We start from the raw sequence: 21,977 nt of genomic DNA on the forward strand, positions 1-21,977 counted from the left end.
CGTGAAGAACGATGGATGCTCCCGGGCATTCCCAGATGTACAGACCTTTTGTCGGGAAATTGAAAATACGTCCATGTCATGTTCATCCGTCGACTTGACCAAAGACCGGATTTTTATTTGGCATATCGGGTACAGTTCCCAATTCTCACGTTGAAGATTTTCACCAATAGCTTGCATGTCTGATGGCCTCATCCAATAAAAAAGTTATCTATGCGGCGTTGATCGGCAATAGCCTTATTGCGATCACCAAATTTGCGGCCTCGGCGATGACGGGCAGTTCGGTGATGTTGGCCGAGGGCATCCATTCCCTGGTGGATACGGGCAATCAGGGTCTTTTGCTCTATGGTCTCCATCGTGCGAAACGTCCGGCTGATGAGCGCTACCCGTTCGGGTATGGGAAGGAAATCTATTTTTGGAGTTTTGCGGTAGCCATTATGGTCTTTGCGCTAGGCGCGGGGATCTCTTTGTATGAGGGTGTGTTGCACATTCTGTATCCCGAACCGATTATCAACCCCATGGTCAACTATATCGTGTTGAGTCTCTCCCTCCTGTTTGAGGGTGCCGCCTGGTACATGGCATTCCGTGAATTTTCCCGTGCCAAGGGAAAGTGGTCGTATTTGGAAGCGGTTCAACGGGGAAAAGATCCGACGATCTTTATGGTCCTCTTTGAGGATTCGGCGGCGGTGCTGGGTCTGGCTGTGGCCTTTGTCGGTATCTGGTTGGGACAGGTCACCGGTATTGTCTATATTGACGGCATCGCGACCTGTATCATCGGGTTGATTTTGGCCGGGATCGCCATGTGGCTTGCGTATGAAACGAAAGGATTGTTGATTGGCGAAAGCGCCAATAAGGAAGTGGTTCAGAGTATTCGTGACATGGCGAAACAACTCCCAGGCGTTGAGCATGTGAATGAAGTCTTGACCATGCACATGGGGCCGAATTTTATTTTGGTGAATCTGAGTGTGGACTTTCGAGACGGGGTCACGTCCGAAGAGGTGGAGCGCGGCGTGGCCACATTGGATAAGGATATTAAAGTGAAGCACCCTCTTGTGAAACGGGTGTTTGTCGAGGCCGAGGCCCGGCGGATTCTGAAAGTTTTGGAGTAATCCATGACGCCTTGTTGTGCGTGAGGTTGCGCAAGTATGGGGCATGTGCTCCGTGGATGCCGATTTGCCCCTTCACTCCCACCGCTTAATCTTTATCTGTATTCTCGATTTCCAACACCACAGGGCAATGATCCGAGAGATGACGGTAGGCAAGCGGATAGTTTCCTCGAATTCGTTCACAGCCTGCCACGGCGCAATAGCCGGTGACCTGGACTGTGGTGACGGTGACTTCTTGCATCTCTTGTGGAACCAGCACATGATCCAGCCAGCCTCCGCGTCCGCGAAAATAGTGGGAACATTGCGGATGTAAAGTCAGGTCAGTAAAACCGGGTTTTTCCTTGGCAACTTTCCGGCGCAAGTTTTTCAGTTCGGAGTCCCTTGATTGCCAATCTCCTGCACCCATCGTATTGAAGTCCCCGAGTATGACCACATCCCGATCGCGAGCGAGGAGGGGACCTATCGCTTCATCAATCCCGTTCAACGCGTTATGCCGATCTTCCACGGCAAATACGGTGGGACCTGATTTTAAGTGGAGCCCGATCAGATGAAAATCGACTCCCTCGGGTTCTCTGGCTTTCACCCATGCATATTGCCCTGGGCGTAATCCGAAGGTGCAGGCTTGGGTGGCCGATCGAGCTTTCGCATTGAATTGCCATAAGCTTTCAAATTGCGACAAGGATACGCGGGTGTCGTTCCACAAGAGACCGACATGATGGTCCTCGGGCCGGCCGCACGGTTGGCGATACCACCGCCATGTGTCCCCGGTCTGTTGATTCAGCGAAGTGATGATCGTGTTCCAGGCCTTGTTAGCTTCCGGGGTGGCTAAGCTTTCCTGGACTGCGAGAATATCGATTTGCATCCAACGGATCGCACAGATCAGCCATTCGAGATCAGTCGGCTCGGCATGATCCTCACTTTGATCAGTGGGCTGGCCGATGGGAAACCATCGTATATTCCATGTGGCAAGCCGGATCTTGGAAGAAGATTCCGCAGCCATACGATTGCCTTGCTTGACGACCGCCTCGCACTGATCCCGGCTGGCCCAGACGGCATGCTCGCCGCCCTCCGCAGTCCGGGGAATTTTGGGATTGGCTGGTGGTCTCGACTGTGGTGAACCGGCTTTGAGATATTTTTTATGGATCCAGGCCTTGTCATCGTTAGGGAACCGCAGGTAGAGCCATTGGCCGTTCTGTGCGGTCTGTTCAATGGTGGCCGAAGTCCCCGACGGAACATGCTTCAAATAGCTCGGTGACGGGTTGCGATGGAGAGGGACTCCAATAGGCTTCATGGCTTCAAGCATCACCGATTGTCCTACCTGAAAATCCTGGGCGAAGGTGATGGACCAGCCACACAGGGTGAACCACGTGAAAAGAAAGACTGTAATGAAAAGTTTACGCATGCCTTCTACTTAACAAAACTTGAGGGAGAATACCAAGCGAGACCTGGAGTCTCCGTCATAGTCCTTGAGCTGATATCCCTTCTTCTTTCCTCTGTGCGAGATCCCATCGCAGTTACCGGGAATTGATCGGTTGTATTTCCTGTGTTGTCCGGGAATTCCAGAGCCAATCCACCGGGCTGGCACCACAGCATGTCGATACGAGGTCATGGTTTCATGCAAGAAGGCGCCAGGGCAGGAGAAGGTCGGATGTCCGCTTCGAGTATGCCATAATGCATGAAATATTGAGACCGTATTCCCATCACGTTTATTTGAGGAGTCAGCCTGATGAGTCATTCTTCCATTAATCTCGACGTCGCCAACCGCATACCATTGCAATCCATCGCCGAAGTCGCCTGGGAAAAACTTCAACTGGATGCGAGTCAAATCGAATTGTTCGGGCGGTATAAGGCTAAAATTCCTTTAGCGTCACTCCCACCATTTCCGAGCAAGCCGGAGAGCAAGCTCATTCTGGTCACCGCCATGAGTCCAACGACGGCGGGAGAAGGCAAAACCACCACGCTCATCGGTCTGGTGGATGGATTGAATAAGATCGGCGAACGGGCGGTTGCGGCAATTCGGGAGCCAAGTCTGGGTCCCTGCTTCGGGATGAAGGGCGGTGGATGTGGGGGAGGGTATGCCCAAGTGGTTCCCATGACTGAGATCAATTTGCATTTCACGGGGGATTTCCATGCGATCACGTCTGCCCACAATATGTTGGCGGCTCTGGTAGACAATCATGTGCATTGGGGGCACAAACCCCAGATTGATCCCCGTCGGGTCACGTGGGGGCGGGTGCTGGATGTGAATGATCGGTCACTGCGATCCGTGGTCACAGGGCTTGGCGGAAAATCCAATGGATTTACGAGGGAAGGACGGTTTGACATCACTGCGGCCTCAGAGGTCATGGCCATTCTCTGTTTGGCGACGGACCTCCAGGATCTTCAACAGCGCTTGGGCAATATCAAAGTGGGGCGGACGGTGAACAACGAGATGATCTTTGCGAAAGATATCCAGGCGGAGGGTGCCATGACGGTTTTACTCAAGGAGGCGCTCAATCCCAACCTTGTCCAGACCTTGGAACATAATCCGGCTCTGGTGCATGGCGGACCGTTCGGGAACATTGCCCATGGGTGTAGTTCCGTCGTGGCGACCAAGGCGGCTCTCACCCTCGCGGACTATGTGGTGACCGAAGGAGGGTTTGGCGCCGATCTCGGAGCCGAGAAGTTTTTTAATATTAAATGTCGACGATCCGGCCTCAAGCCGGCATGTGCCGTGGTGGTCGGGACGATCAAGGCTTTAAAACTTCATGGCGGGGCGAAAGAAAAAGAACTCGAACAGGAAGATCTGGATGCCCTCCGGCAGGGGTTGCCGAATTTATTGCGCCATTTGGAAAATGTGAAAAAATTCGGTGTCCCGGCGGTCGTGGCCATCAACCAATTCACGAGTGATACCAAGCGGGAGTTGGAACTGGTGGAACAGGCTTGTGCGGATCTTGGGGTCAAAATGGCCCTGGCGAATCATTGGGCTGAGGGTGGAGCCGGTGCGCTGTGCCTAGCCGAAACGGTTCGTGAGGTGATCGAACAAGAACCCGCCGACTTTCGCGTTCTCTATCCTGATACGATTCCGTTGGCAGAAAAAGTGCGCATCATTGCCAGAGAGATTTATCGGGCTGAGGATGTCGAGATTCCGCCGGCTGTCCACGCCCGTTTTGCCGAACTCGAAAAACACGGATTTGGTCATTTCCCCATCTGTATGGCGAAGACGCAGTACAGCTTTTCCACAGATCCCACCAAAAAAGGAGCCCCAACCGGATTTACGCTTCCCGTTCGCGAGGTTCGCCTCGCCATGGGCGCAGGATTTGTGGTGGTCCTTACCGGGGATATGATGACGATGCCCGGCTTGCCGCGTGTTCCGGCGGGTCAATCGATCGGGATTGACGCAAAGGGAGACATTGTCGGGTTGTTTTGAAAAGGAGCACGTGAACGTGGGTGGCAGAAGGGGAACCGGCCGCGGGAATCAATTTCCCATCCGGGCGAGCAGGGAAGCCCGCTCTTCGTCGCTGACACAATTGTCAATCCAGGGATAAAGGATTTTTTCCTCTTTCACATTGTGGGCGGTGAGAACCTGGAGCAAGCCTTCTTCCCCCTCCTCGGTGCGAAGATCTCCTTCTGCGACTTTTGTCTGAATCTGTTCCAGAAAGTACTTGATCTGCCGATGTTCATTTCGCATGACTTCCGTCGGCCCATGTTCTCTGACCATGTCCGCTTGAGCCTCAAAGACCGGAAAAAGAATCTCCTCCTCCCACGTGATATGGCGGTGCAGTCCGTTGAACAATTCTTGAAACAGTGCCAGGGCTTTTTGAGCATCCTGCTTTTTGATTCTGTGAAACTCGTTAAATATCTCATCCAGACGGTCATGGTCATGTCCCATAAACTTCGCGATAGTGGTTGTGGCCATAGGTTCTCCTCTCATATAAGCTGGGGGCACCCGGTGGTCTCGAATTATCCTGGACTGATCAGCATAAAAGCGTCAAGAGAATCCACGGCATTACTCCTCGGTCGCCGCGCAAACCTTCTTTACTTCTACCCTGTTCGCTTTCCATTTGAAGAGAGCGGTGCTTCCCGATCAGGCGGAATGGACGGTTGATGAATGATCGACCGGGAAATTTTGAAGTTTCAGCGAAGTGAACAGAGGGGAGTATTCGAAAAAGGGAAGGATTCAACCTTCCGAAGAGCTGTCCCCATTGTTCGATTGTCTTCGGATTGTCTTGTCTGGTTTTAGGATGACCAGTATAATGGTTAGATATCGAACCATTTGAAGGGGAGGATTTCTCATGCCGCATGTGGATCAATATGTGTCAGTGACGCAAGCCAAGGCCCAGCTCCTTGATCTCATCCGTCAACTTCAGAAGCGCCAGGATACGGTGGGCATTACGCGGGATGGGGTGCCCACGGCCGTGCTTCTCAGCATGGAGCATTTCGAAGGATTGATGGAAACCCTTGATATTTTAAGTGATCAGAAGACCATGCGTCCCCTACGGAAGTCACTTAAGCAAGCCCAATCCGGTCGTTGGGAGACACATGAATCCGTCTTTGCCGGCGAGAGTGAATGACGCCCTATCGTGTTCGGTATACCCCAGAGGCTGCCGGTCGCATTCGCAAACTGCATCCTGATGTGAAACAAGAAATCCGGGGTGCCATTCGAACACTTCAGGATGCACCATTAACAGGACATTCTCTTCAGCAAGAACTCTTTGGCTATCGGTCCTACCGTATGCGGTCCTACCGAATAATTTATCGACTCAATGACGACGAACGGACTATTGACGTGATCTTTATAGGGCAGCGTCGGAATGTCTATGAAGAACTTCTCTCGCTGGTTCGCAGTCCTTCCTTTGGGAATTGAGTTCATTTAAATTTACTTGCCCCGTAAAACTGCGGGAGTCGAGAGATTGGTGAATCACCTCGTGTGAATCCCTCCCTGCCCCTCCTGTTTGCCTTGTGATACATTGCCACGATGCAAGCAATCAATACCTTTTCTCTCAAGTCCGACTACACACCCAAAGGTGATCAAGGGAATGCGATTGCCGCGTTGACTGCTGGGTTAGAGCAAGGGCTTAAGCATCAAGTGTTGTTGGGGGTCACGGGTTCGGGGAAGACCTTCACCATGGCCAATGTGATCGTCAACGTGCAAAAACCCACATTGGTCGTTGTCCACAATAAGACGTTGGCTGCCCAGCTCTATCAAGAGTTTAAATCCTATTTCCCCGACAATGCGGTCGAATATTTTGTGAGCTATTACGACTATTATCAGCCGGAAGCCTATATTCCGACCACGGATACCTATATCGCCAAAGATTCCGCTATTAACGACACTATCGACCAGATGCGCCATTCGGCCACGACGGCGCTCCTGCAACGCAATGACATTATTATTGTGGCGTCCGTATCGTGTATTTATGGCCTCGGATCGCCTGAGGTCTATCACGATATGTTGTTGTATCTGGAACCCGGCATGGAGATTCGCCGTGAGCGCATTCTGGCCAAGCTGGTGGACATTCAATATTCCCGGAATGACCTGGAGTTGCAGCGTGGAATGTTTCGGGCGCGGGGGGATGTCATTGAGATTTATCCGGCTTCGTCCGATTCGAATACGGTCCGGGTGGAGTTGTTCGGCGACGAAGTGGAAGCCCTGTATGAAATCGATCCGTTGACCGGCAACGCCTTGCGGAAGCTTCCGAAAATCGCGATCTATCCCAAGAGCCACTATGTGATTGCGCCCGATCGCTACGAACAGGCCATTGCCGGCATTGAATCAGAGCTGGAGGAACGTCTTGCTTATTTTCGCCGGACGAATCAATTGCTTGAAGCCCAACGGATTGAACAACGGACAAGATTTGACCTGGAAATGATTAGAACCATGGGGTATTGCCACGGGATTGAGAACTATTCCCGTCACCTGAGCGGACGGGCGCCGGGTGAGCCGCCACCGACACTGTTGGATTATTTCCCCAAAGACTTTTTGCTGATAGCGGATGAATCGCATGCCACCATTCCACAGTTCGGGGGCATGTACGAAGGAGACCGTTCACGCAAAAACACCTTGGTCGAATACGGGTTTCGCTTGCCCTCGGCGATGGATAACCGGCCCTTGAAATTTCCGGAGTTTGAGGGATGCATGAATCAGGTAGTGTATGTCTCCGCGACTCCGGGACCGTATGAACTGAAGCACGCAGGAAAGGCGCTGGTTGAGCAAATCATTCGACCCACCGGTCTGATTGATCCGGTGATGGAGGTAAAGCCTGCAAAGGGCCAGGTCGAACAGTTGCTCGGGGAAATCCGGCTGCGAGTGGCCAAGGGACATCGGGTCCTGGTGACGACTCTGACCAAGCGCATGGCGGAGGATCTTACCGAGTATTATCACGATCAGGGATTAAAGGTGCGCTATCTGCATTCGGATATCAAAACGCTTGAGCGGGCGGACATCATCCGGGATCTGCGCCGTGGTGTCTTTGATGTCCTGGTCGGTATTAATCTCTTGCGGGAAGGGTTGGATTTGCCCGAGGTCAGTTTAGTGGCGGTGTTGGATGCGGATAAGGAAGGGTTCCTGCGGGGGTATCGTGCCCTGGTGCAGACGGCCGGCCGCGCTGCCCGTCATCGCGATGGCACCGTGATTCTCTATGGAGATGTGATCACCGATTCGATGCGTAGAACGTTAGACGAAACCGGACGTAGACGAACGATTCAATTGGCATACAATGCTGAGCATGGAATTACCCCTGAGACGATCATTAAACGTATCCATGATTTGGAGTACCAATTGGCAGAGGCGGATTATGTGGATGTGTCTGTGGCGGCAGAAGCTATCGCGGCTTATGGAGGGGAGAAAGATTTGGAACAGAGCATCACGGCATTGGAGAAAGATATGAAGGCGGCAGCCAAGGCCTTGGAATTTGAACGAGCCGCTCAGTTACGGGATACCATTCGGGTTCTCCGACAAAAGCAGATCCAGGTCGGTATCTAATTCGAAAATTCTACACCTGCCCTTGGGTCTTTCGACGGGAAGGCCGCAGGCACTTTGGTGGGTGGAGCGTGGAAATGAGTACGTGAGTCCCACAAAGAGCCTGCCTGGACCCTTGCGCGGCGAAGCGCTAGACATGAAGCCGCTTTCAGCCTGCGTAGCTACTTCGGCGAAGGAGGACCAACGAAGGCCGGGAACGCTGCTGGCGGACTTTCTTAACTCCCTGCTAGATGTGTTTATACACGTAGGCGCCGAGGAACATACCCAGGACGGTGAGGAGGTTCATTTTCAGGAGGAACCCGAGGGTGAATTTTATCAAGACCAAATTGACGGTTACCGGTGGATCTAACCCCAAGTTCAACGCCTGAACAAAAACATTTTGTACGGTTCCCTGAGGAGCCACGACCTGAAGAATTTCCCCTAAAATACTGCCTAACAGTCCGCCAATAAAAATAAATAAGAGTAAATAGCTCCCACTCTTTTTTAACACCCATTGCCTCCTGGCGGATTGTTAGAGATCAGGGAATTGCCTGTGCATGAACGCTTGGAATGTTCATTGTTCAAGGTATGGTCGGACAACGCGATGGTTGGAATTGACCAAAAATATGCTTAGGGTAAACTCCTGAATACATTACAAGAAGGCTGAAGTTGAGTCAAGAAATAGCCTGATGCGAAAGGCCTGTGGCTACACGGGTGCGTTTAGGGTGAGGGGGGTGCCAAAGGGGGAGGAGTAATTGTAAATCGCATGGTGCCCATTTTGCTGACGTCATTGGCAATGAACCCCACGAAGATTTCGACGCGATACCGGCCTGGTTGCCAGATTCCGTCTGGTGGAAAAAACTTTAAAAATCCGCTCTCGTCTTCCGTGGCAAGATCGACGATGTCTTCGTCGAGCCATTGAGGAGAGTCCATCACGGTTTCCGATTCAGAGAACAGGCGGCCAATGATTTGATAGGACGACAAATGTTCATGGACAGAAAACACCAGGTACACGGAGGGAACGTGTGGCAAGAACCTCTCGGTAGGGTTGACGGGGATGTGTGTATAGCCGCCACGCGTGGTGGGTTTGACCTCGAAGCTTTCTGCGAAATCTAAACTGAGAAACACGCCGGCGGGTTTTTGATCCAATGAAGGAAGGAGCGGCGATTGCGAGTAACTATCATAAGGGGCCGGACCATCTGAGAAATGATCGGGAGGAGTATCGTATTGGAAAAACCCGTGTTGTGTGTTTTTTGGCTGCAACATGGATGGGGAGTTGGCCGGGAGGGGAGGATCATCGCAAAAAGCGGTGCCGGGCATTGAAACGTGAACGATCGCGATCACGGTGCCCAAGAGGAAGGTCCACCGCATGAGGGGCAAAGGATGGATCATGTTGGTCCTGGTGTAGAGGTTGTCTGACTCCACATTCGTAATTTCCAACATTCTTTTTATGCTGTCCCTGATGAGTCCACGTTCTCTACCTTTGATGGCGACATCGAGTCAAGGACTTTCGTTCTTGCCTTGCGGCACCAGGAGGTGTTTGCTAAGATTCCGAGCGATTCTACGCATTTTCATCTACTTCGTTGCCACAGGCATTATCATTCATTCTGTCTAAGGAATAATAGGTTAGAACTATGGGTGCTTCATCAAGTATTGATCCCGATGCATTGCCGCAACTCGTAGGAGATTTTCAACCAGTAGATATGTGGCAAGCCCACATTAATCGAATATTTTACGGGTTGAGGGGAAGTCGTGTTCGAGAGTATTACCAAACGGTGGCCTCGGCAGATTTCCGGTTGGGGTTTGCCTTGGCCGAAGACTATTGGCGTCGGTGTGGACAACGAGCGAAGACGCAAGTAGCCGATCAAGCGTCCGCACCATTGATCGTGATGGAATGGGGCGCCGGAAATGGAAATCTGGCAGCCTGTTTCCTGGATCGTCTTCAGGAACTCGATCAAGAACAACGGATATTTCCAAGAATCAGCTATCGATGCATTGAGCGCGAGCCGGTCTTGTTGGAACAGGCCAAAGCCAATCCGGATTTGGCCAAGCATCGTGACCGGGTCACGTTTGAACCTGTTTCTATTGAGGACCTGTCTGCCTATCCGGATGGAAGTATTGATCGGATCATTTGCAATGAATTGTGGAGCGAGTTGCCAACGAAGCTCATTTTGCGAAAAGGTGGTGAAATTCATGAAGAGCAGCTTCGCCCCAATCTGAACGAAAAGCGGTTAGCGGATTTCCCTGATTGGACGCAGTTTGTTGAGGCATTTGATCAGCAGGACATCGAATCGCTTCACGCCTTACCCTCGTTTCTCGAAGATCTTGTCTGGGAGCGGGAATATCGCCCCATTGAGACCAAAGCCTTTCCGTTTCGCCGAACGGTCGCGGATTTTCTCAAGCACATCGATGAAGAAGTCCTCGTGCCTTACAACGTGGGGGCATGTCAGAGTATCAAGGAAGCCAAGCGATTGTTGGCCCCGAATGCAATCGGATTTAGCAGTTTTGATGCAGGGACGGTCGATCCTCGTGTGCTGAATGACCCGGAAAAGCCCTGTTATACGGTACAGGGTGGCCAATTCAGCTTTATGGTGAACTTTCAGTTGCTGCTAGACGTGGCCAGACATGTGGATATTCGCACCGGCATGATCGAATCGCAACGCGACTTTATGGGACGGAGCTTGTCGACCAATGTGCTCACGGTCATGGATCTGCTGGCCTCACATCCTTCGCCGCCGGAAGGCCAGGACTGGAAAGTGGAGGCGTTAATTCTTCGTACCCTGGAGGCACTGAACCGCACCTACGTGAGCCCATACCAACGCCATATCGATTTTCCTCTTTCTGAAAGTACCCCGGCCCAGGAACGCGCGGCATTAGAGAATCTGGTGCGCTCATTACCGCCACATGGTGTGCCGGATACCATCGCGTATCTCACGGAATCAGAAATTTGGAAGGCCATGCCCGATTTGCAAAAATTAGGATACGATTCAGAAGGGATCAAAGACATGTTGCAACTTCCACCACAACCGGTGGATTACACCCACATGTTTTTCTCCTCTAACGGTTCCTAATCATTTTTCACTGCCGCCAGAAACTTCTTGTCGAGTTGGAATGATGAAGGCAGAACGCGGTTAATGATGGTGGGGTTGAAAAGACTGTCCGCGCGGGAGTGGATACTGTGAAGGCATATCCCCAATCGGAAAAAAATAATGGCGGATGCAGGAAATTTGCAATCAGGTAGATTTTTTTAAATGTGTTGTGTATACTGCGGCGGATTTTTCTAATAACGTAGACACTCATTTACCATAAGACGAGGTTGCTGTGTTTGGATCGTTTGGATGGATGGAGCTTATGCTCATCCTCATCATTGTGCTCATTATTTTCGGTGCAGGAAAAATACCGCAGCTTGGTGAGGGCTTGGGCAAAGCGATCAAGGGCTTTAAAAAGTCTGTGGCCGAAGCGGATGCCATGGACGTGACGCCTAATGAGCAAGGCGAAGGTGGACAGGTCCCACCACCCCAACCTGAACAACTGCCGAGCCAACACCAGACAGCAGAGGTTCCCCCTCCGCCACAGGCGCAAGGGGTGCCGCAGCCAACGGAATCTACGCAATCCAAACAGAGTTAATTCTCGGGTGAGACTGATACGGTGAAGACCGCCCACCGACGGGACAGACAACAGGAACCAAATCCTGATCAACGCTCAAGGTATACATTTAGCGGGCAGACCATAGAGGAGTGGGAAGATGTTTGGCTTAGGAGCGATGGAGGTTTTGATCATCCTGGTCATCGCGTTCATGCTATTTGGTCCCAAGGAATTACCCGAAATTGGCAAGCAGATCGGGAAAGCGGTCAAAGGGTTTAAAGAAACCACTGAAGATCTTCGGCAATCTGTTGAGCCGGAGATCAATATGATTACGCAGGAATTCAAATCGGTCGAACAAGATTTAGAATCGTCAATCAAAGAAGCCGAAGAAGAGATCAAAGGGGCGACAGAACAAGCCACAGAGCCCGGTGGGTCTAAAATGGGATAGCCCGGTTAGGTGCGGCTCCATGAAGGAGTTGATTGCTAAGTCGTTGGTTGGTACTCAGGCATTATTGCAGCTATTAGAATTTCTCTCGTGTCATCACGAATTCCTTCCGGACGGTCATCAGACTGTTCATCGTACGTACTGCGGGCGGGTCTACAGCTATCTTCTGTCGTGTTGTGCTTTTGCAACTATCGTAGCATTCAAGCGATAGGGCAAAGAAATAAAATCATGAAGAAAGTTATGTAAAAGACATTGCTTTTTAATGATTTACAACAAATAAGGAGACTTGGCATCTAAATGGCAAACAGGAACAAAATCGAGGAGTCCTAGAATAGGGAACTGTTTGATTGCAGAAGGCATCCTAGTGCTTGAGACGGCAAATATTACGCAGTCAAGAAGGAAGCGGATGAGAGAGTCCAACAGTTCTGAAAAAAATCTGGGGTACAGAATGTTGGCGCTTGAGTCCAGGGGTTTTTCACCAACAGGAGGAGTGCAATGAGGACTTTTTACCAAACCTTTACCAGGTTGACAGCAGCGGCGTTGATTGTGGCAATGTCTGCAGCGCCAGGGTTGGCCGCCAAGACGACTCCGGCGACCGACAAAAGCACCGATGTCGCGGCCATCCCGCGGGCCATTCCCGATTTAGTGCCCTACACCGCATTTGATCCACCTAAGGGCGTATTCGATGCCAGCAAGTTAACACTTTCCGGTGACATGCGTGTGAGACCAGAGTTCAGAACAAACGGAAATTTTAGTAACAATGGGGATAGCAACGCATTTTTCTCCAGTCAATTAATCCGCTTAGGATTCAACTATGATGTCTCTCCCGATGTCGTATTCTTCCTGCAGCCCCAGGTTTCAAATAATTGGGGGAGTGATAGCCCATCTGGCAACAATCCCGCCGGAAATATAACCGGTGCAGGTAATCCAGGTAGTACCGCAACCGATCTGTTTCTCCGTCAAGGATATATGATGGTCAGAAACTTCGTGCTTCCGAATTTAACATTGAAGGCCGGTCGACAGTTACTGGCCTGGGGCGATCATCGGATCTTCGGTACATTCGATTGGAACAACGTCGGGTTTGCATTTGACGGGGTGACCATGCGGTATAACCATGCGCAATTCCCTGTGGAATTGGGTTGGTTGCGCGTGGCGGAAGGCAACTGCGTTCCGAATGCCGGTGGATGCACGAATGGCAAGGCCTCGAAGGGTGATGGGGATATCTTATTTGTGAGAATGCCGATGAAATTTGGTTCGGTAGCCATAGAGCCTGCCTATATTTATGAAGATGGTGGTTCGACCACTGGTGGGCCGGGGACATCTGTTGGAGGAACGGCCACGGGCCCAGTGGGTGGTCAGCAATCCAATCAACAACGAAGCACGGTCGGTGGTCGTGTCGCGTTCAAGCAGGGAATGTTTGATGCCACCGGTGAAGGGTATTGGCAGTTCGGAGAGTTAGGAGTCCCGGGACAGCCCAGTAACACGCGAATTAATGCGTTGGCGGGGCATTTGGATGGTGGTATCACCTTACCGGTTCCCATGCAACCCCGTATCGGAGCGGAAATCAACTATGCGACCGGTAGCGATCCTAAGAATGGTGGACATACGTTCAGCCAATTGTTCCCGACGAACCACATTCACTTCGGGTACATGGACTTGATGTCCTGGCAGAATATGTTGACCTATGGCGGAAATTTGCAATTGCGTCCGACTGCAGAAAGCCATTTCGAAATTGCCGGGCATATCATGCGATTGGCGAACGAGAAGGACAACTGGTACACGGCTTCTCAGGCCACCTTCTTTAACACTCCTGCCAACAATAAAGAGAAGTCTCTCGGTGGTGAAATTGACGTGGTGTACACCTTGTTCTTCCAAAACAATAAAGTGGGATGGCAAGTGGGCTACGGCCACTTCTTTACTGGCGATTACTTGAAGAAGAATGGATTTGGCACCGCCGATCAGAACTGGGGCTACACCCAGCTCTGGATCAACTTCTAATCATCCATATCTTAGGGGGACTTAACCCTCCCCGTTATCCTGAAAAGCCCGGCTGGATTAATCCAGCCGGGCTTTTTTCTGGCGGGGTTATTTGCTTCGGATGGCCTTTTTTCTGCTTTTCCCATGAATCTCAGGCCTGAATTCATCATCCCTGATTCGGTTTATACTTGGGTTAATCTTTCTTAAATATATGTCTGGGGGGAGTAGGAAAAAACTTGGTTGCATTTTCTACGGGAATAGATTCGCCAATACGGGCAAGGAATTGGATGAAAGCATGAGACTCTACTTTTATGAAGCTCGCAACTACGACGCACCCTCGGTCGGTTTTTCTCAGCGGATGTGTTCATACCAAATCCAGGCAACCACCAGGACTTCAATCGATACACCTATGCTAACAATAATTCGATTTTCTTCAATGATCCCTCCGTTCATTTCGGAGTTAAATCGGCGGATTCAAGTTCCAAGTGCAGCGACTGTTTGGTGGCGCAGTTGTATAAACACCTCCAAGGGCCTCCCCCAGTCCAGACATGTTCTCCTCGAGTGTTCAAGCGATGCGCAATAGCATTGAGCTTAGGCCGGGTATTAGCCAGACCAATTCATCCCCTTCGACAGATCCCGCCAGCGTAAGCCAGGGATATTTTCGTTCCGGCTGAGTTGCCAAATGGTATGCCGGGCGGCGAACAACATTTGGGTTGCCAGTTGTCTCGCCAGTTGCTGGGATTCAGCCATCTCCCTGGCTATCTTTAGGGACGAATGCCGTTGATCCAGACCCTGGGGTGAAGTCTCTGGTTTTTCGATACTCATGTGTGTGTAGGATTTTTATGCAAAAGAATTCCCTCATCTCTGCACCACCTTTCCCAATAAGCTTCTGCGTTATAGTGGAATTCTATTTATAGGCGGGAGGGATCTTACCGGGTAGGCCTTTTTAATGAAGACCTTGGTTGAATCTCAGTCAGAATGGTATGGGTTCCGGGTGGCAGGCCTTCGGATAGGATAATCCCGATGATCAGCTCTCCTTTTAGGGATTCCTTGACTTCCCCGATGCGCCCTCGAATTTCAGCCGTTCGTTTCTCGCCGGCTTTCAATTCCCCGATCGGCATAGGAATAGGAGCCACACGTTTGAAGGCTTCGACTAGTATGGGTGTGCCGCGCAGCTCCACGTAGGCAGAAGGAATCGTTGATCCGCTGACATTAGTGGTTTCGATTAACAGGATCACCGCCTCGCCTCCTTCCAAAATGAGATTTCGGTTGGCATCGACCAGTTTGGTTCGGAATTGGACGGAAGGGCTTATGGCAGGTTTGGGAGGCGTGGCTGTTTGGGCAGGATTCTGCATAGGAAGGGGAGAAGATGGTGTGGTACCTGACGGTCCGGCATTGGGGAATGGATTGGTGGAAACCGGGGACAATACCTGCCCCAAGCGAGGCATCACGCTTACCATTTCCTTGGCTAGGGCTTCGGTGGCATCTTCCACTGTTCCATCAATTTGCTGTGTGGCGCATGAGCTGGCTGAGCTGGAGAGGGCGGGAACCCACATGCTGACCTTCTCGTGGTAGGACAAGGGAGTTTGAGCCAGGGCGGTGCCTTTCGGATCTTCATAGACAACAAGAAGTTTCAGATCCACATCGGCTTCGTACCGGGGTTCTGTCGCCATTAAGGTTACTGGATCAAAAAGAAATTGATTGAGATCTACGATTACGCGATAGCCATCGGGAGGAGCGCCTTGGGCATCACCAACCGGAGGTTCCGCCCTGACTCCATTGAAGCGATCTTGGCCGACTTTGAGAAAGGTTTTGGTGATGATCTCACCTACCGGAATCGTATAGGGCAACCCGCACGCATCCACCGTCTGAGTATGGTTCACGAGGTTGGGCGAAAACGCATAGGTAATCGGGAAAGGAATTCTTGGTTCTGAATGATCGTCGAAAGTCAAACGGGGAATGGAAACTTTGTCGCAGGCGAAAAGGAGGGACAATAAAACAGCTAATAGGCTGTAATGAAAGATTTTATTTATGATTGGGCACACAGATCTACCCTACCCCAAGATCTTGAAAGATGGCAACAAGATCCTGCATTTTGCTCGTAGGCGGTCTTTCCCGTTGATTGAAATCCGAGACGGGTTTTAATTGAAAAGAAACACCGAACATAATTTCCGGATAACAGGCTTTGGGAAAGACGGAGAGATAATGAGACAGTGGGCAAGGGACTTCTCTCCGCATAACAGAAATGATCCAGAGAGGGAACGATGAATTCTGGAATCCGCCTTGCGTCTCGCTCTCTTTGTTGTTCTTCGAAACAACACCTATTGGGTTTCTCACTTTCTTGTTCTTGACGATTCCTGATCCGGGAGAAGACAATTAATCGTTATTACAAATGTTACCTTAACCGTTGGAGGCTTCACCATGTGGCGTCACATCTGGTTGATTGTCGGGTTGCTGTGTTCGGTTTCTTCTTTTGGCTGTTCGTTAGACAATACACCAAAGCGTCTGGGGGCTTATCTCCCTCAATCCTCCGCTCAGGAAGGAGTCGTGACAAAAACGGCGATTCCAGCCGAAGGCGTGACTAGTATCTTGGTGGTTCTGAACGATTCGGGATTTGAAAAATCGGCTCCCGTGCTTCGCCGTGGGACGCTGGAAAATCTCGGGGAACATCTGAAAACGGAAATTCAGAAACAAGTGCCGATTCAAATCACTTCCGTCGTATATCCTGAGGATTCAAAGCCCAATGGCTCTGTTGACCAATTCATTCAATTGGCAAAGGAGCAGAACGCTCCTTACCTTCTCTTGGCGGTGTTGTCCAGTTCAGAGTGGGAAGTATTTGCCCATCTTCCGTTGCAGGGCAACCAAGGTGGGGGGCTGCGAAGTATGGGGCTCCCAGGCTATCGTGCCGAAAATTACGCCCGGGTGGAATTAGCCTTGCTTGATGGCCAAACCGGCCGATCGTTGGTCTCTACGGACGGTCAAGCTTGGGCCTCCCTTGAACGATTAAATGTTCCGCTTGAATCTAATGTCTATCCCGTTGTCCGTAGGTATCAGAATCAACCACCTATTTACCCCAATTCAGAGAGTGAGGAGTATGAGACTCTTCGCTGGGTTTCCGGGCAGGATGCCATTGCCCAGGCCGTGATGCACTTAGAAATCTTATGGAAAAAGAACCAGGCGAATTCCTGATCACGATGATCCTTCTCAGAATAGGGTTCATTTGTCTGGTGACTTCTATTCTGGTGGGATGTGGGGCAGGTCCCACACCCCGGATGATTGACCTTGTCGGAGAAGATGCCTTTGCGGACGGGGGGCATCCATTTCAGAATAATGAGTGGAGACAGCAGTCAAGAATCGGGTTGGTGGTGTCTTCCGATGCCACGGGACAGAATGCCGCTCCGGCGATCATTTCTGAGTATCTTGAAATTCTCACCAGACGCACGGAAAAATTTCTCAAGCAGCATTGTGCTTTTCATGAGATCGTGGTCGTTCCACCGTTATCCAATCCGGTTAACCTTGCTGAAGAACTGAAAGTCCAAGGACAACGCTTACACGTTCCCTATGAAATCGTGGTCGTGTTTTCAAGTCGGGAGCAGGCCGGCCCTGAAAAAATTGGGCAAGCCACGATGATGACACTAATGAGCGGAACTGTCTTAGAAAATTTATCGCTGGCTGAGGTAGGAGTTCTTCAGGTATCGGATTTCCACATGGTCTTCTGGACAGTCGGGCGGGGAACCGACAGCTTGGAACAATTGGATGTGCCAATTGGGTCAAATCGTCCTTCCCCAATAGACGCCCGTGACATTTTGAGGGCACAAGCGGGTCAACATGCTCTGGACCGGGCACTTGATCTCTTGGGGTCGGCTTGTCAGATCGAGAAGAAAGCGCGGACAGGTTTTACCGATAGTTTTCGAATTCCAAATCGAGTCCGAAGTCCTGCTCTTTCAGATGCTTCATAACCGCTTGCAGTTCGTCTTTGCTTTTGCTTTGCACCCTGACTTGTTCCCCTTGAATTTGTCCCTGAGCCTTGAATTTGGCTTCTTTGATCGATTTGGTGATGGCTTTGGCTTTTTCTTCGGGAAGCCCGCTTTGAATGGTAATGGTTTGGCGGACGGTTCCCCCTAGCGCTTCTTCCACTTTCCCATACGTCAGGCCTTTCAACGAGACATTGCGTTTGACGCATTTGCCTTTGAGGATATCCAAGACCGCGTTGAGTTTGTAGTCATCATCGGAGATCACTACCAATTGTTTATCTTTCTCTTTTAACGTGAGCTCGGTTTTTGATCCTTTGAAATCAAAGCGTTGCCCGACTTCTTTTTCGGTTTGATCTACCACATTTTTCATTTCCTGCATGTCGATTCGGGAAATGACGTCGAAGGAATAGTTGTCTGCCATAAGCCTCCTTACACGTTGTTGTTGCAGGTCCCTGGTTCAGCAGCACCGTCCTGCGGGAAGTTGAATGCCTTCGCCTTCAATGACTTCAGTGCTGTTCAATGGCTGTTTGTGCACAAGATAGCCATACCATTTTCTGGCGCTGTCCGTGAGGACAATGAGTGCGAGTATGGCCACCAGGCCCACGAGTGAGGCATTGATGGCCATGGTCAGGCTTTGCGACCCATCGGCTGAGAGTGCCCGACCGATAAAGATCACCAGGAGTTCATAGCATCCGGCCAGCGTGATAACCCCAACAAACACCATCGGGATCACCGTCACCCACAGATAGGATGTTTTGTTCATCTTGATGAGGACGGTTGTGGCAATACAAAGCGCAAGCATGCCGAGTAATTGATTGGCCGCCCCGAACATGGGCCAGATGGTCGCAATGGATCCGGTGCCGATGAGATATCCCCACGCTCCAACGACGAACAGACTGGCGCCCAATACCCCGGGCCACCAATTGATCTGTTTGAGGGGAGCATAGACCCGTCCCCCTAATTCCTGTACCAGGTATCGGGCGACTCGGGTGCCAGCATCAATCGTGGTCAAAATGAACAGAGCTTCGAATAAGAGGGCGAATTGATACCAGTAAGCCATGAGCCCGGACATTCCCGGCAAGCTGGAAAAAATCGAGGCCATGCCAACAGCTAAGGACACGGCACCTCCGGGACGGCCAGACACATCGACTTCAACAAGCGCGGAGAGTTCCTTAATGTGGGCGGTCGGAAATCCCATGGTTTCCAGGGTTTCAGCGGACAGGTTGGTGTTGATGGCGAGATAGTCGCCGGGAATGAGGAGACAGGCGGCAATGAGTGCAATCACGCCGACAAAGCTTTCCAGGAGCATGGCGCCATACCCGACAATTGCCTGAGATTCCAGACTAATCAGCTTGGGCGTGGTCCCTGAAGAGACCAGGGAATGAAATCCTGAAATAGCCCCACAGGCAATGGTGATAAAGAGAAAAGGAAATAAGGTTCCAGGAATGATTGGTCCATTGCCGGCCACAAAAATGGTGGTGCGAGGCATCTCAATGGTGGGGGCGAGCACAATGACGCCGACGGCCAAAAGGGCGATCACACCTAATTTCATAAATGTTGAGAGATAATCTCGCGGGACTAATAAAATCCAGACGGGGAGGACTGATGCAAGAAACCCATAAGCCGCGAGACTCCAGGTGAGCGTCGTGCGATCCCAGAGGAACCATTCTGCCCAATCTGATTGGGCCACGGTTCGGCCGACGATAATGGCCAGCACTAACAGCCCTAATCCGATGAGGGTCATTTCCCCCACCTGCCCCTGGCGAAACTTTTGAAGGTACAGTCCCATGAACACGGCAATGGGAATGGTCATGATGATGGTAAAGGTGCCCCAGGCATTGTGGTAAAGCGCGTTCACCACAGCCAGTCCTAACCCGGCCAGGGCGACGACCACGATGAAAAGCACGGCAATGGCTGTGGCCAGGCCGGTAATGGGACCCAATTCAGCATGGGCGATTTCCGGAAGTGAACGACCATTTCGCCGCATGGAGGCCACGAGAATAATAAAATCCTGGACCGCGCCTGCCAGAACCGCACCGATGACAATCCATAAAAACCCCGGGAGAAAGCCAAATTGTGCTGCCAAGACCGGACCGAGTAACGGGCCCGCTCCGGCGATGGCCGCAAAATGATGGCCGAAGAGAATGTATTTGTTGGCAGGATAAAAGTTGGTGCCGTCTTCCAGTCTGTGCGCAGGTGTCCGGCGACGGTCATCCAGGTTCATGACTCGCTGCGCTAAAAACCGGCCATAGAACCGATAGGCCAACACATAAAAACATGAGGCAGCGACCACGAGCCACAACCCGTTAACTTTTTCGTGAGGATTGATAATGCCCACCACATGGCCGAATCCCACGGCACAAAGTCCGGCGATTCCTAGCCATCCGATCTTATTCCACAATGACATGCGGGGCATCCTAGCAATGGGAGAAAAGGGTGTAAACGGGTGGCGACGGAGAGGTGTTCAGGTCGACATGTGATTAGGTCGGTGATTTTTCATGAAACACAAACGGGAGTTTGCCTGCTTTTTTTCGCAGGGAGTTGATGGCGTTGAGAATCTGTGGTTGCCGAATGAGTTTTTGTTCGACCCGGTGTTTTCCTGGAAAATCCAGAAACAAGATTCCCAGGACCATTGTGAGGATTCCTTGTCCTGGTAAAACCAGCATGGCGATTCCAGCTACCAGAAAAATGAGTCCCAGGCCGTTTTTCACCATCAACCCAAGGGTGCGAATTATGGGATGATGATTGGCAAACCACTTGCGATGGCCATGATTATCGAAGTAATCCGGTGGAAGGCGAATTAATATGGCAGGGATTGCAATGAGGGTTCCTACAAAGGCAATGAAAGAAAAGGTGATCATGCCGATCCAGATTTCACGGGGAACCCAAGTTTCGGCATACTGAATTATTTGATCAATCATTGTTGGAACCATTTTTCATACATATTAAGCAATCCTACGGTAGATGCATCAGATAAGAGTCGGTTGTACTCGGAAAAATATACACTTTATAATTGCTCAATGGTATTTGTATTAATTCAATTGGGTGTTTGTGGTTTTCAAAACCATGAGTGAGACATGATGTCACAGTATTGGTTGTTCAAATCAGAGCCGACAACATTTTCCATTGATGATCTTGTTAAATCTCCACGGCAGACCACATGTTGGGAAGGCGTACGTAATTACCAGGCTAGAAATTTCCTGAAATCCATGAATGTTGGAGATTTAGGATTTTTTTACCATAGCAATACGGACCCACCAGCCATAGTCGGAATCATTGAAGTGGTTAAGGCCGCTTATCCAGATTCATTTGCATTCGATTCAAGGAGCCGATATTTCGATCCGCGCAGTACCCTGGAATCACCCCGTTGGTTTCTTGTGGATGTGCGGTTCGTGAAAAAGTTTCCTCAGGCCTTGCCTTTGGATCAGTTGCGAGCCATTAAAGGACTAGGGAACATGGAACTTCTTCGTAAAGGTTCCAGGCTCTCGGTTCAACCAGTGCGTCCGGATGAATGGCAACGAGTATTGGATTTTGTTTCGAAAAAGACCGAGCCTGCCAAAAGGTAGCTACTCAGGGTTTTTACAAGGTTTTTTCTGAATTCTTCCTCTATTTTCCTGGTTTTGGTGAATGATTCGCTGTGGGAAATACCTGTAAAAAAGGGTGAACGGTGACTTCCTGAAAAACACCAAAAAGGGTATAGGGGTCATTCTTAGCAAACTCTTGGACTTCTTCGAGTGATTCTGACTCAACGACGATTAGGCTTCCCATTTTATCGGTCAGAGGACCAGCCAAAATAATTTTGCCTTGTTGTGCCCATGCTTCAAGCCGTTTGAGGTGGGCGTCTCGATAAAGTGGGCGTTTTTGGGACCCCTCGGGACCATCTTTTCCTAGAATCACGAATTTCATTCTTTTTCCTCGTTTCTTTACCGAAGCCGCATGAATTGCCTCCCCTT

General features: G+C 50.7%; 22 protein-coding genes. 12 read left to right on the forward strand and 10 right to left on the reverse strand.

Going from position 1 to position 21,977, the window contains the following annotated elements:
• Nucleotides 1-182: 182 nt before the first annotated feature.
• The gene (locus PJI16_08985; GenBank protein MDT3777689.1) at nt 183-1,106 is read left to right on the forward strand and encodes a cation diffusion facilitator family transporter; all 924 of its coding nucleotides are present in this window, start codon (nt 183-185) and stop codon (nt 1,104-1,106) included.
• Nucleotides 1,107-1,191: 85 nt separating this feature from the next.
• Here PJI16_08985 and PJI16_08990 read toward each other — a convergent pair whose 3' ends face one another.
• Nucleotides 1,192-2,505: an endonuclease/exonuclease/phosphatase family protein gene (locus PJI16_08990; protein MDT3777690.1), complete on the reverse strand. Its 1,314-nt coding sequence runs from the start codon at nt 2,503-2,505 to the stop codon at nt 1,192-1,194.
• Nucleotides 2,506-2,829: 324 nt separating this feature from the next.
• Between PJI16_08990 and PJI16_08995 the strand changes: the two genes are divergently transcribed.
• Complete coding sequence (locus tag PJI16_08995) at nt 2,830-4,512, forward strand: formate--tetrahydrofolate ligase (protein ID MDT3777691.1); 1,683 nt, start codon at nt 2,830-2,832, stop codon at nt 4,510-4,512.
• Between the two features lie 48 nt (nt 4,513-4,560).
• Here PJI16_08995 and PJI16_09000 read toward each other — a convergent pair whose 3' ends face one another.
• Entirely contained in the window at nt 4,561-5,001 is a 441-nt protein-coding gene (locus tag PJI16_09000) for a hemerythrin domain-containing protein (protein ID MDT3777692.1), read from the reverse strand.
• A 376-nt stretch (nt 5,002-5,377) separates the two neighbouring features.
• Between PJI16_09000 and PJI16_09005 the strand changes: the two genes are divergently transcribed.
• The 3 genes from PJI16_09005 (at nt 5,378) to uvrB (ending at nt 8,067) form a co-directional block, all read left to right on the forward strand.
• Nucleotides 5,378-5,656 (forward strand): type II toxin-antitoxin system Phd/YefM family antitoxin, encoded by a 279-nt coding sequence (locus PJI16_09005; GenBank protein MDT3777693.1) that lies wholly within the window; start codon nt 5,378-5,380, stop codon nt 5,654-5,656.
• Nucleotides 5,653-5,949 carry a type II toxin-antitoxin system RelE/ParE family toxin gene (locus PJI16_09010; protein ID MDT3777694.1) on the forward strand — a complete coding sequence of 99 codons (297 nt, stop codon included), beginning with the start codon at nt 5,653-5,655 and terminating at the stop codon, nt 5,947-5,949. The genes PJI16_09005 and PJI16_09010 overlap by 4 nt, the downstream gene beginning before the upstream one ends.
• 111 nt (nt 5,950-6,060) lie before the next feature.
• Nucleotides 6,061-8,067 carry an excinuclease ABC subunit UvrB gene (gene uvrB, locus PJI16_09015; protein MDT3777695.1) on the forward strand — a complete coding sequence of 669 codons (2,007 nt, stop codon included), beginning with the start codon at nt 6,061-6,063 and terminating at the stop codon, nt 8,065-8,067.
• Between the two features lie 223 nt (nt 8,068-8,290).
• On the opposite strand, the gene PJI16_09020 is transcribed toward uvrB, so the two are convergent.
• Both PJI16_09020 and PJI16_09025 read right to left on the reverse strand, forming a co-directional pair.
• Entirely contained in the window at nt 8,291-8,554 is a 264-nt protein-coding gene (locus PJI16_09020) for a DUF4321 domain-containing protein (GenBank protein ID MDT3777696.1), read from the reverse strand.
• A gap of 209 nt (nt 8,555-8,763) precedes the next feature.
• Entirely contained in the window at nt 8,764-9,486 is a 723-nt protein-coding gene (locus tag PJI16_09025; GenBank protein MDT3777697.1) for a hypothetical protein, read from the reverse strand.
• A 191-nt stretch (nt 9,487-9,677) separates the two neighbouring features.
• Between PJI16_09025 and PJI16_09030 the strand changes: the two genes are divergently transcribed.
• The 4 genes from PJI16_09030 to PJI16_09045 all read left to right on the forward strand — a co-directional run bounded on the left by PJI16_09030 (nt 9,678) and on the right by PJI16_09045 (nt 14,071).
• On the forward strand, nt 9,678-11,114 hold the full coding sequence (locus PJI16_09030; GenBank protein MDT3777698.1) for an SAM-dependent methyltransferase: 1,437 nt from the start codon (nt 9,678-9,680) through the stop codon (nt 11,112-11,114).
• 271 nt (nt 11,115-11,385) lie between these two features.
• Nucleotides 11,386-11,670 carry a twin-arginine translocase TatA/TatE family subunit gene (gene tatA, locus PJI16_09035; protein ID MDT3777699.1) on the forward strand — a complete coding sequence of 95 codons (285 nt, stop codon included), beginning with the start codon at nt 11,386-11,388 and terminating at the stop codon, nt 11,668-11,670.
• A gap of 118 nt (nt 11,671-11,788) precedes the next feature.
• Nucleotides 11,789-12,076 carry a twin-arginine translocase TatA/TatE family subunit gene (locus PJI16_09040; protein ID MDT3777700.1) on the forward strand — a complete coding sequence of 96 codons (288 nt, stop codon included), beginning with the start codon at nt 11,789-11,791 and terminating at the stop codon, nt 12,074-12,076.
• A 492-nt stretch (nt 12,077-12,568) separates the two neighbouring features.
• Nucleotides 12,569-14,071 (forward strand): alginate export family protein, encoded by a 1,503-nt coding sequence (locus PJI16_09045; GenBank protein ID MDT3777701.1) that lies wholly within the window; start codon nt 12,569-12,571, stop codon nt 14,069-14,071.
• A gap of 582 nt (nt 14,072-14,653) precedes the next feature.
• On the opposite strand, the gene PJI16_09050 is transcribed toward PJI16_09045, so the two are convergent.
• On the reverse strand, nt 14,654-14,875 hold the full coding sequence (locus PJI16_09050) for a hypothetical protein (GenBank protein MDT3777702.1): 222 nt from the start codon (nt 14,873-14,875) through the stop codon (nt 14,654-14,656).
• 104 nt (nt 14,876-14,979) lie between these two features.
• Nucleotides 14,980-16,095, reverse strand: coding sequence for a hypothetical protein (locus tag PJI16_09055; GenBank protein MDT3777703.1), 1,116 nt, complete (start codon nt 16,093-16,095; stop codon nt 14,980-14,982).
• 376 nt (nt 16,096-16,471) lie between these two features.
• Here PJI16_09055 and PJI16_09060 point away from each other — a divergent pair, with 376 nt between their 5' ends.
• Both PJI16_09060 and PJI16_09065 read left to right on the forward strand, forming a co-directional pair.
• Nucleotides 16,472-17,239 (forward strand): hypothetical protein, encoded by a 768-nt coding sequence (locus PJI16_09060; GenBank protein MDT3777704.1) that lies wholly within the window; start codon nt 16,472-16,474, stop codon nt 17,237-17,239.
• Complete coding sequence (locus tag PJI16_09065) at nt 17,212-18,009, forward strand: hypothetical protein (GenBank protein MDT3777705.1); 798 nt, start codon at nt 17,212-17,214, stop codon at nt 18,007-18,009. Before PJI16_09060 ends, PJI16_09065 begins: the two co-directional genes overlap by 28 nt.
• On the opposite strand, the gene PJI16_09070 is transcribed toward PJI16_09065, so the two are convergent.
• From PJI16_09070 to PJI16_09080, 3 genes are all read right to left on the reverse strand, one after another.
• On the reverse strand, nt 17,948-18,445 hold the full coding sequence (locus PJI16_09070) for a YajQ family cyclic di-GMP-binding protein (protein ID MDT3777706.1): 498 nt from the start codon (nt 18,443-18,445) through the stop codon (nt 17,948-17,950). The two genes, PJI16_09065 and PJI16_09070, sit on opposite strands and share 62 nt — an antisense overlap.
• A 36-nt stretch (nt 18,446-18,481) precedes the next feature.
• Nucleotides 18,482-20,431 carry a carbon starvation CstA family protein gene (locus PJI16_09075; protein ID MDT3777707.1) on the reverse strand — a complete coding sequence of 650 codons (1,950 nt, stop codon included), beginning with the start codon at nt 20,429-20,431 and terminating at the stop codon, nt 18,482-18,484.
• 73 nt (nt 20,432-20,504) lie between these two features.
• Entirely contained in the window at nt 20,505-20,945 is a 441-nt protein-coding gene (locus tag PJI16_09080) for a PGPGW domain-containing protein (GenBank protein MDT3777708.1), read from the reverse strand.
• Nucleotides 20,946-21,104: 159 nt separating this feature from the next.
• Between PJI16_09080 and PJI16_09085 the strand changes: the two genes are divergently transcribed.
• Nucleotides 21,105-21,590 carry an EVE domain-containing protein gene (locus PJI16_09085; protein MDT3777709.1) on the forward strand — a complete coding sequence of 162 codons (486 nt, stop codon included), beginning with the start codon at nt 21,105-21,107 and terminating at the stop codon, nt 21,588-21,590.
• 40 nt (nt 21,591-21,630) lie between these two features.
• Here the strand turns inward: PJI16_09085 and PJI16_09090 are convergent, their stop codons facing one another.
• Nucleotides 21,631-21,930: a YciI family protein gene (locus PJI16_09090; protein MDT3777710.1), complete on the reverse strand. Its 300-nt coding sequence runs from the start codon at nt 21,928-21,930 to the stop codon at nt 21,631-21,633.
• Nucleotides 21,931-21,977 lie beyond the last annotated feature (47 nt).

Source organism: Nitrospira sp. MA-1 (assembly GCA_032139905.1).
In the GTDB taxonomy this organism is placed as follows: Bacteria; Nitrospirota; Nitrospiria; order Nitrospirales; family UBA8639; genus Nitrospira_E.

Coding starts and splice junctions, on each gene's coding strand:
- PJI16_08985 (MDT3777689.1), top strand. CDS start 183: ATGGCCTCATCCAATAAAAAAGTTATCTATGCGGCGTTGATCGGCAAT.
- PJI16_08990 (MDT3777690.1), bottom strand. CDS start 2,505: ATGCGTAAACTTTTCATTACAGTCTTTCTTTTCACGTGGTTCACCCTG.
- PJI16_08995 (MDT3777691.1), top strand. CDS start 2,830: ATGAGTCATTCTTCCATTAATCTCGACGTCGCCAACCGCATACCATTG.
- PJI16_09000 (MDT3777692.1), bottom strand. CDS start 5,001: ATGGCCACAACCACTATCGCGAAGTTTATGGGACATGACCATGACCGT.
- PJI16_09005 (MDT3777693.1), top strand. CDS start 5,378: ATGCCGCATGTGGATCAATATGTGTCAGTGACGCAAGCCAAGGCCCAG.
- PJI16_09010 (MDT3777694.1), top strand. CDS start 5,653: ATGACGCCCTATCGTGTTCGGTATACCCCAGAGGCTGCCGGTCGCATT.
- uvrB (MDT3777695.1), top strand. CDS start 6,061: ATGCAAGCAATCAATACCTTTTCTCTCAAGTCCGACTACACACCCAAA.
- PJI16_09025 (MDT3777697.1), bottom strand. CDS start 9,486: ATGTTGGAAATTACGAATGTGGAGTCAGACAACCTCTACACCAGGACC.
- PJI16_09030 (MDT3777698.1), top strand. CDS start 9,678: ATGGGTGCTTCATCAAGTATTGATCCCGATGCATTGCCGCAACTCGTA.
- tatA (MDT3777699.1), top strand. CDS start 11,386: ATGGAGCTTATGCTCATCCTCATCATTGTGCTCATTATTTTCGGTGCA.
- PJI16_09040 (MDT3777700.1), top strand. CDS start 11,789: ATGTTTGGCTTAGGAGCGATGGAGGTTTTGATCATCCTGGTCATCGCG.
- PJI16_09045 (MDT3777701.1), top strand. CDS start 12,569: ATGAGGACTTTTTACCAAACCTTTACCAGGTTGACAGCAGCGGCGTTG.
- PJI16_09050 (MDT3777702.1), bottom strand. CDS start 14,875: ATGAGTATCGAAAAACCAGAGACTTCACCCCAGGGTCTGGATCAACGG.
- PJI16_09060 (MDT3777704.1), top strand. CDS start 16,472: ATGTGGCGTCACATCTGGTTGATTGTCGGGTTGCTGTGTTCGGTTTCT.
- PJI16_09065 (MDT3777705.1), top strand. CDS start 17,212: ATGGAAAAAGAACCAGGCGAATTCCTGATCACGATGATCCTTCTCAGA.
- PJI16_09070 (MDT3777706.1), bottom strand. CDS start 18,445: ATGGCAGACAACTATTCCTTCGACGTCATTTCCCGAATCGACATGCAG.
- PJI16_09075 (MDT3777707.1), bottom strand. CDS start 20,431: ATGTCATTGTGGAATAAGATCGGATGGCTAGGAATCGCCGGACTTTGT.
- PJI16_09080 (MDT3777708.1), bottom strand. CDS start 20,945: ATGATTGATCAAATAATTCAGTATGCCGAAACTTGGGTTCCCCGTGAA.
- PJI16_09085 (MDT3777709.1), top strand. CDS start 21,105: ATGTCACAGTATTGGTTGTTCAAATCAGAGCCGACAACATTTTCCATT.
- PJI16_09090 (MDT3777710.1), bottom strand. CDS start 21,930: ATGAAATTCGTGATTCTAGGAAAAGATGGTCCCGAGGGGTCCCAAAAA.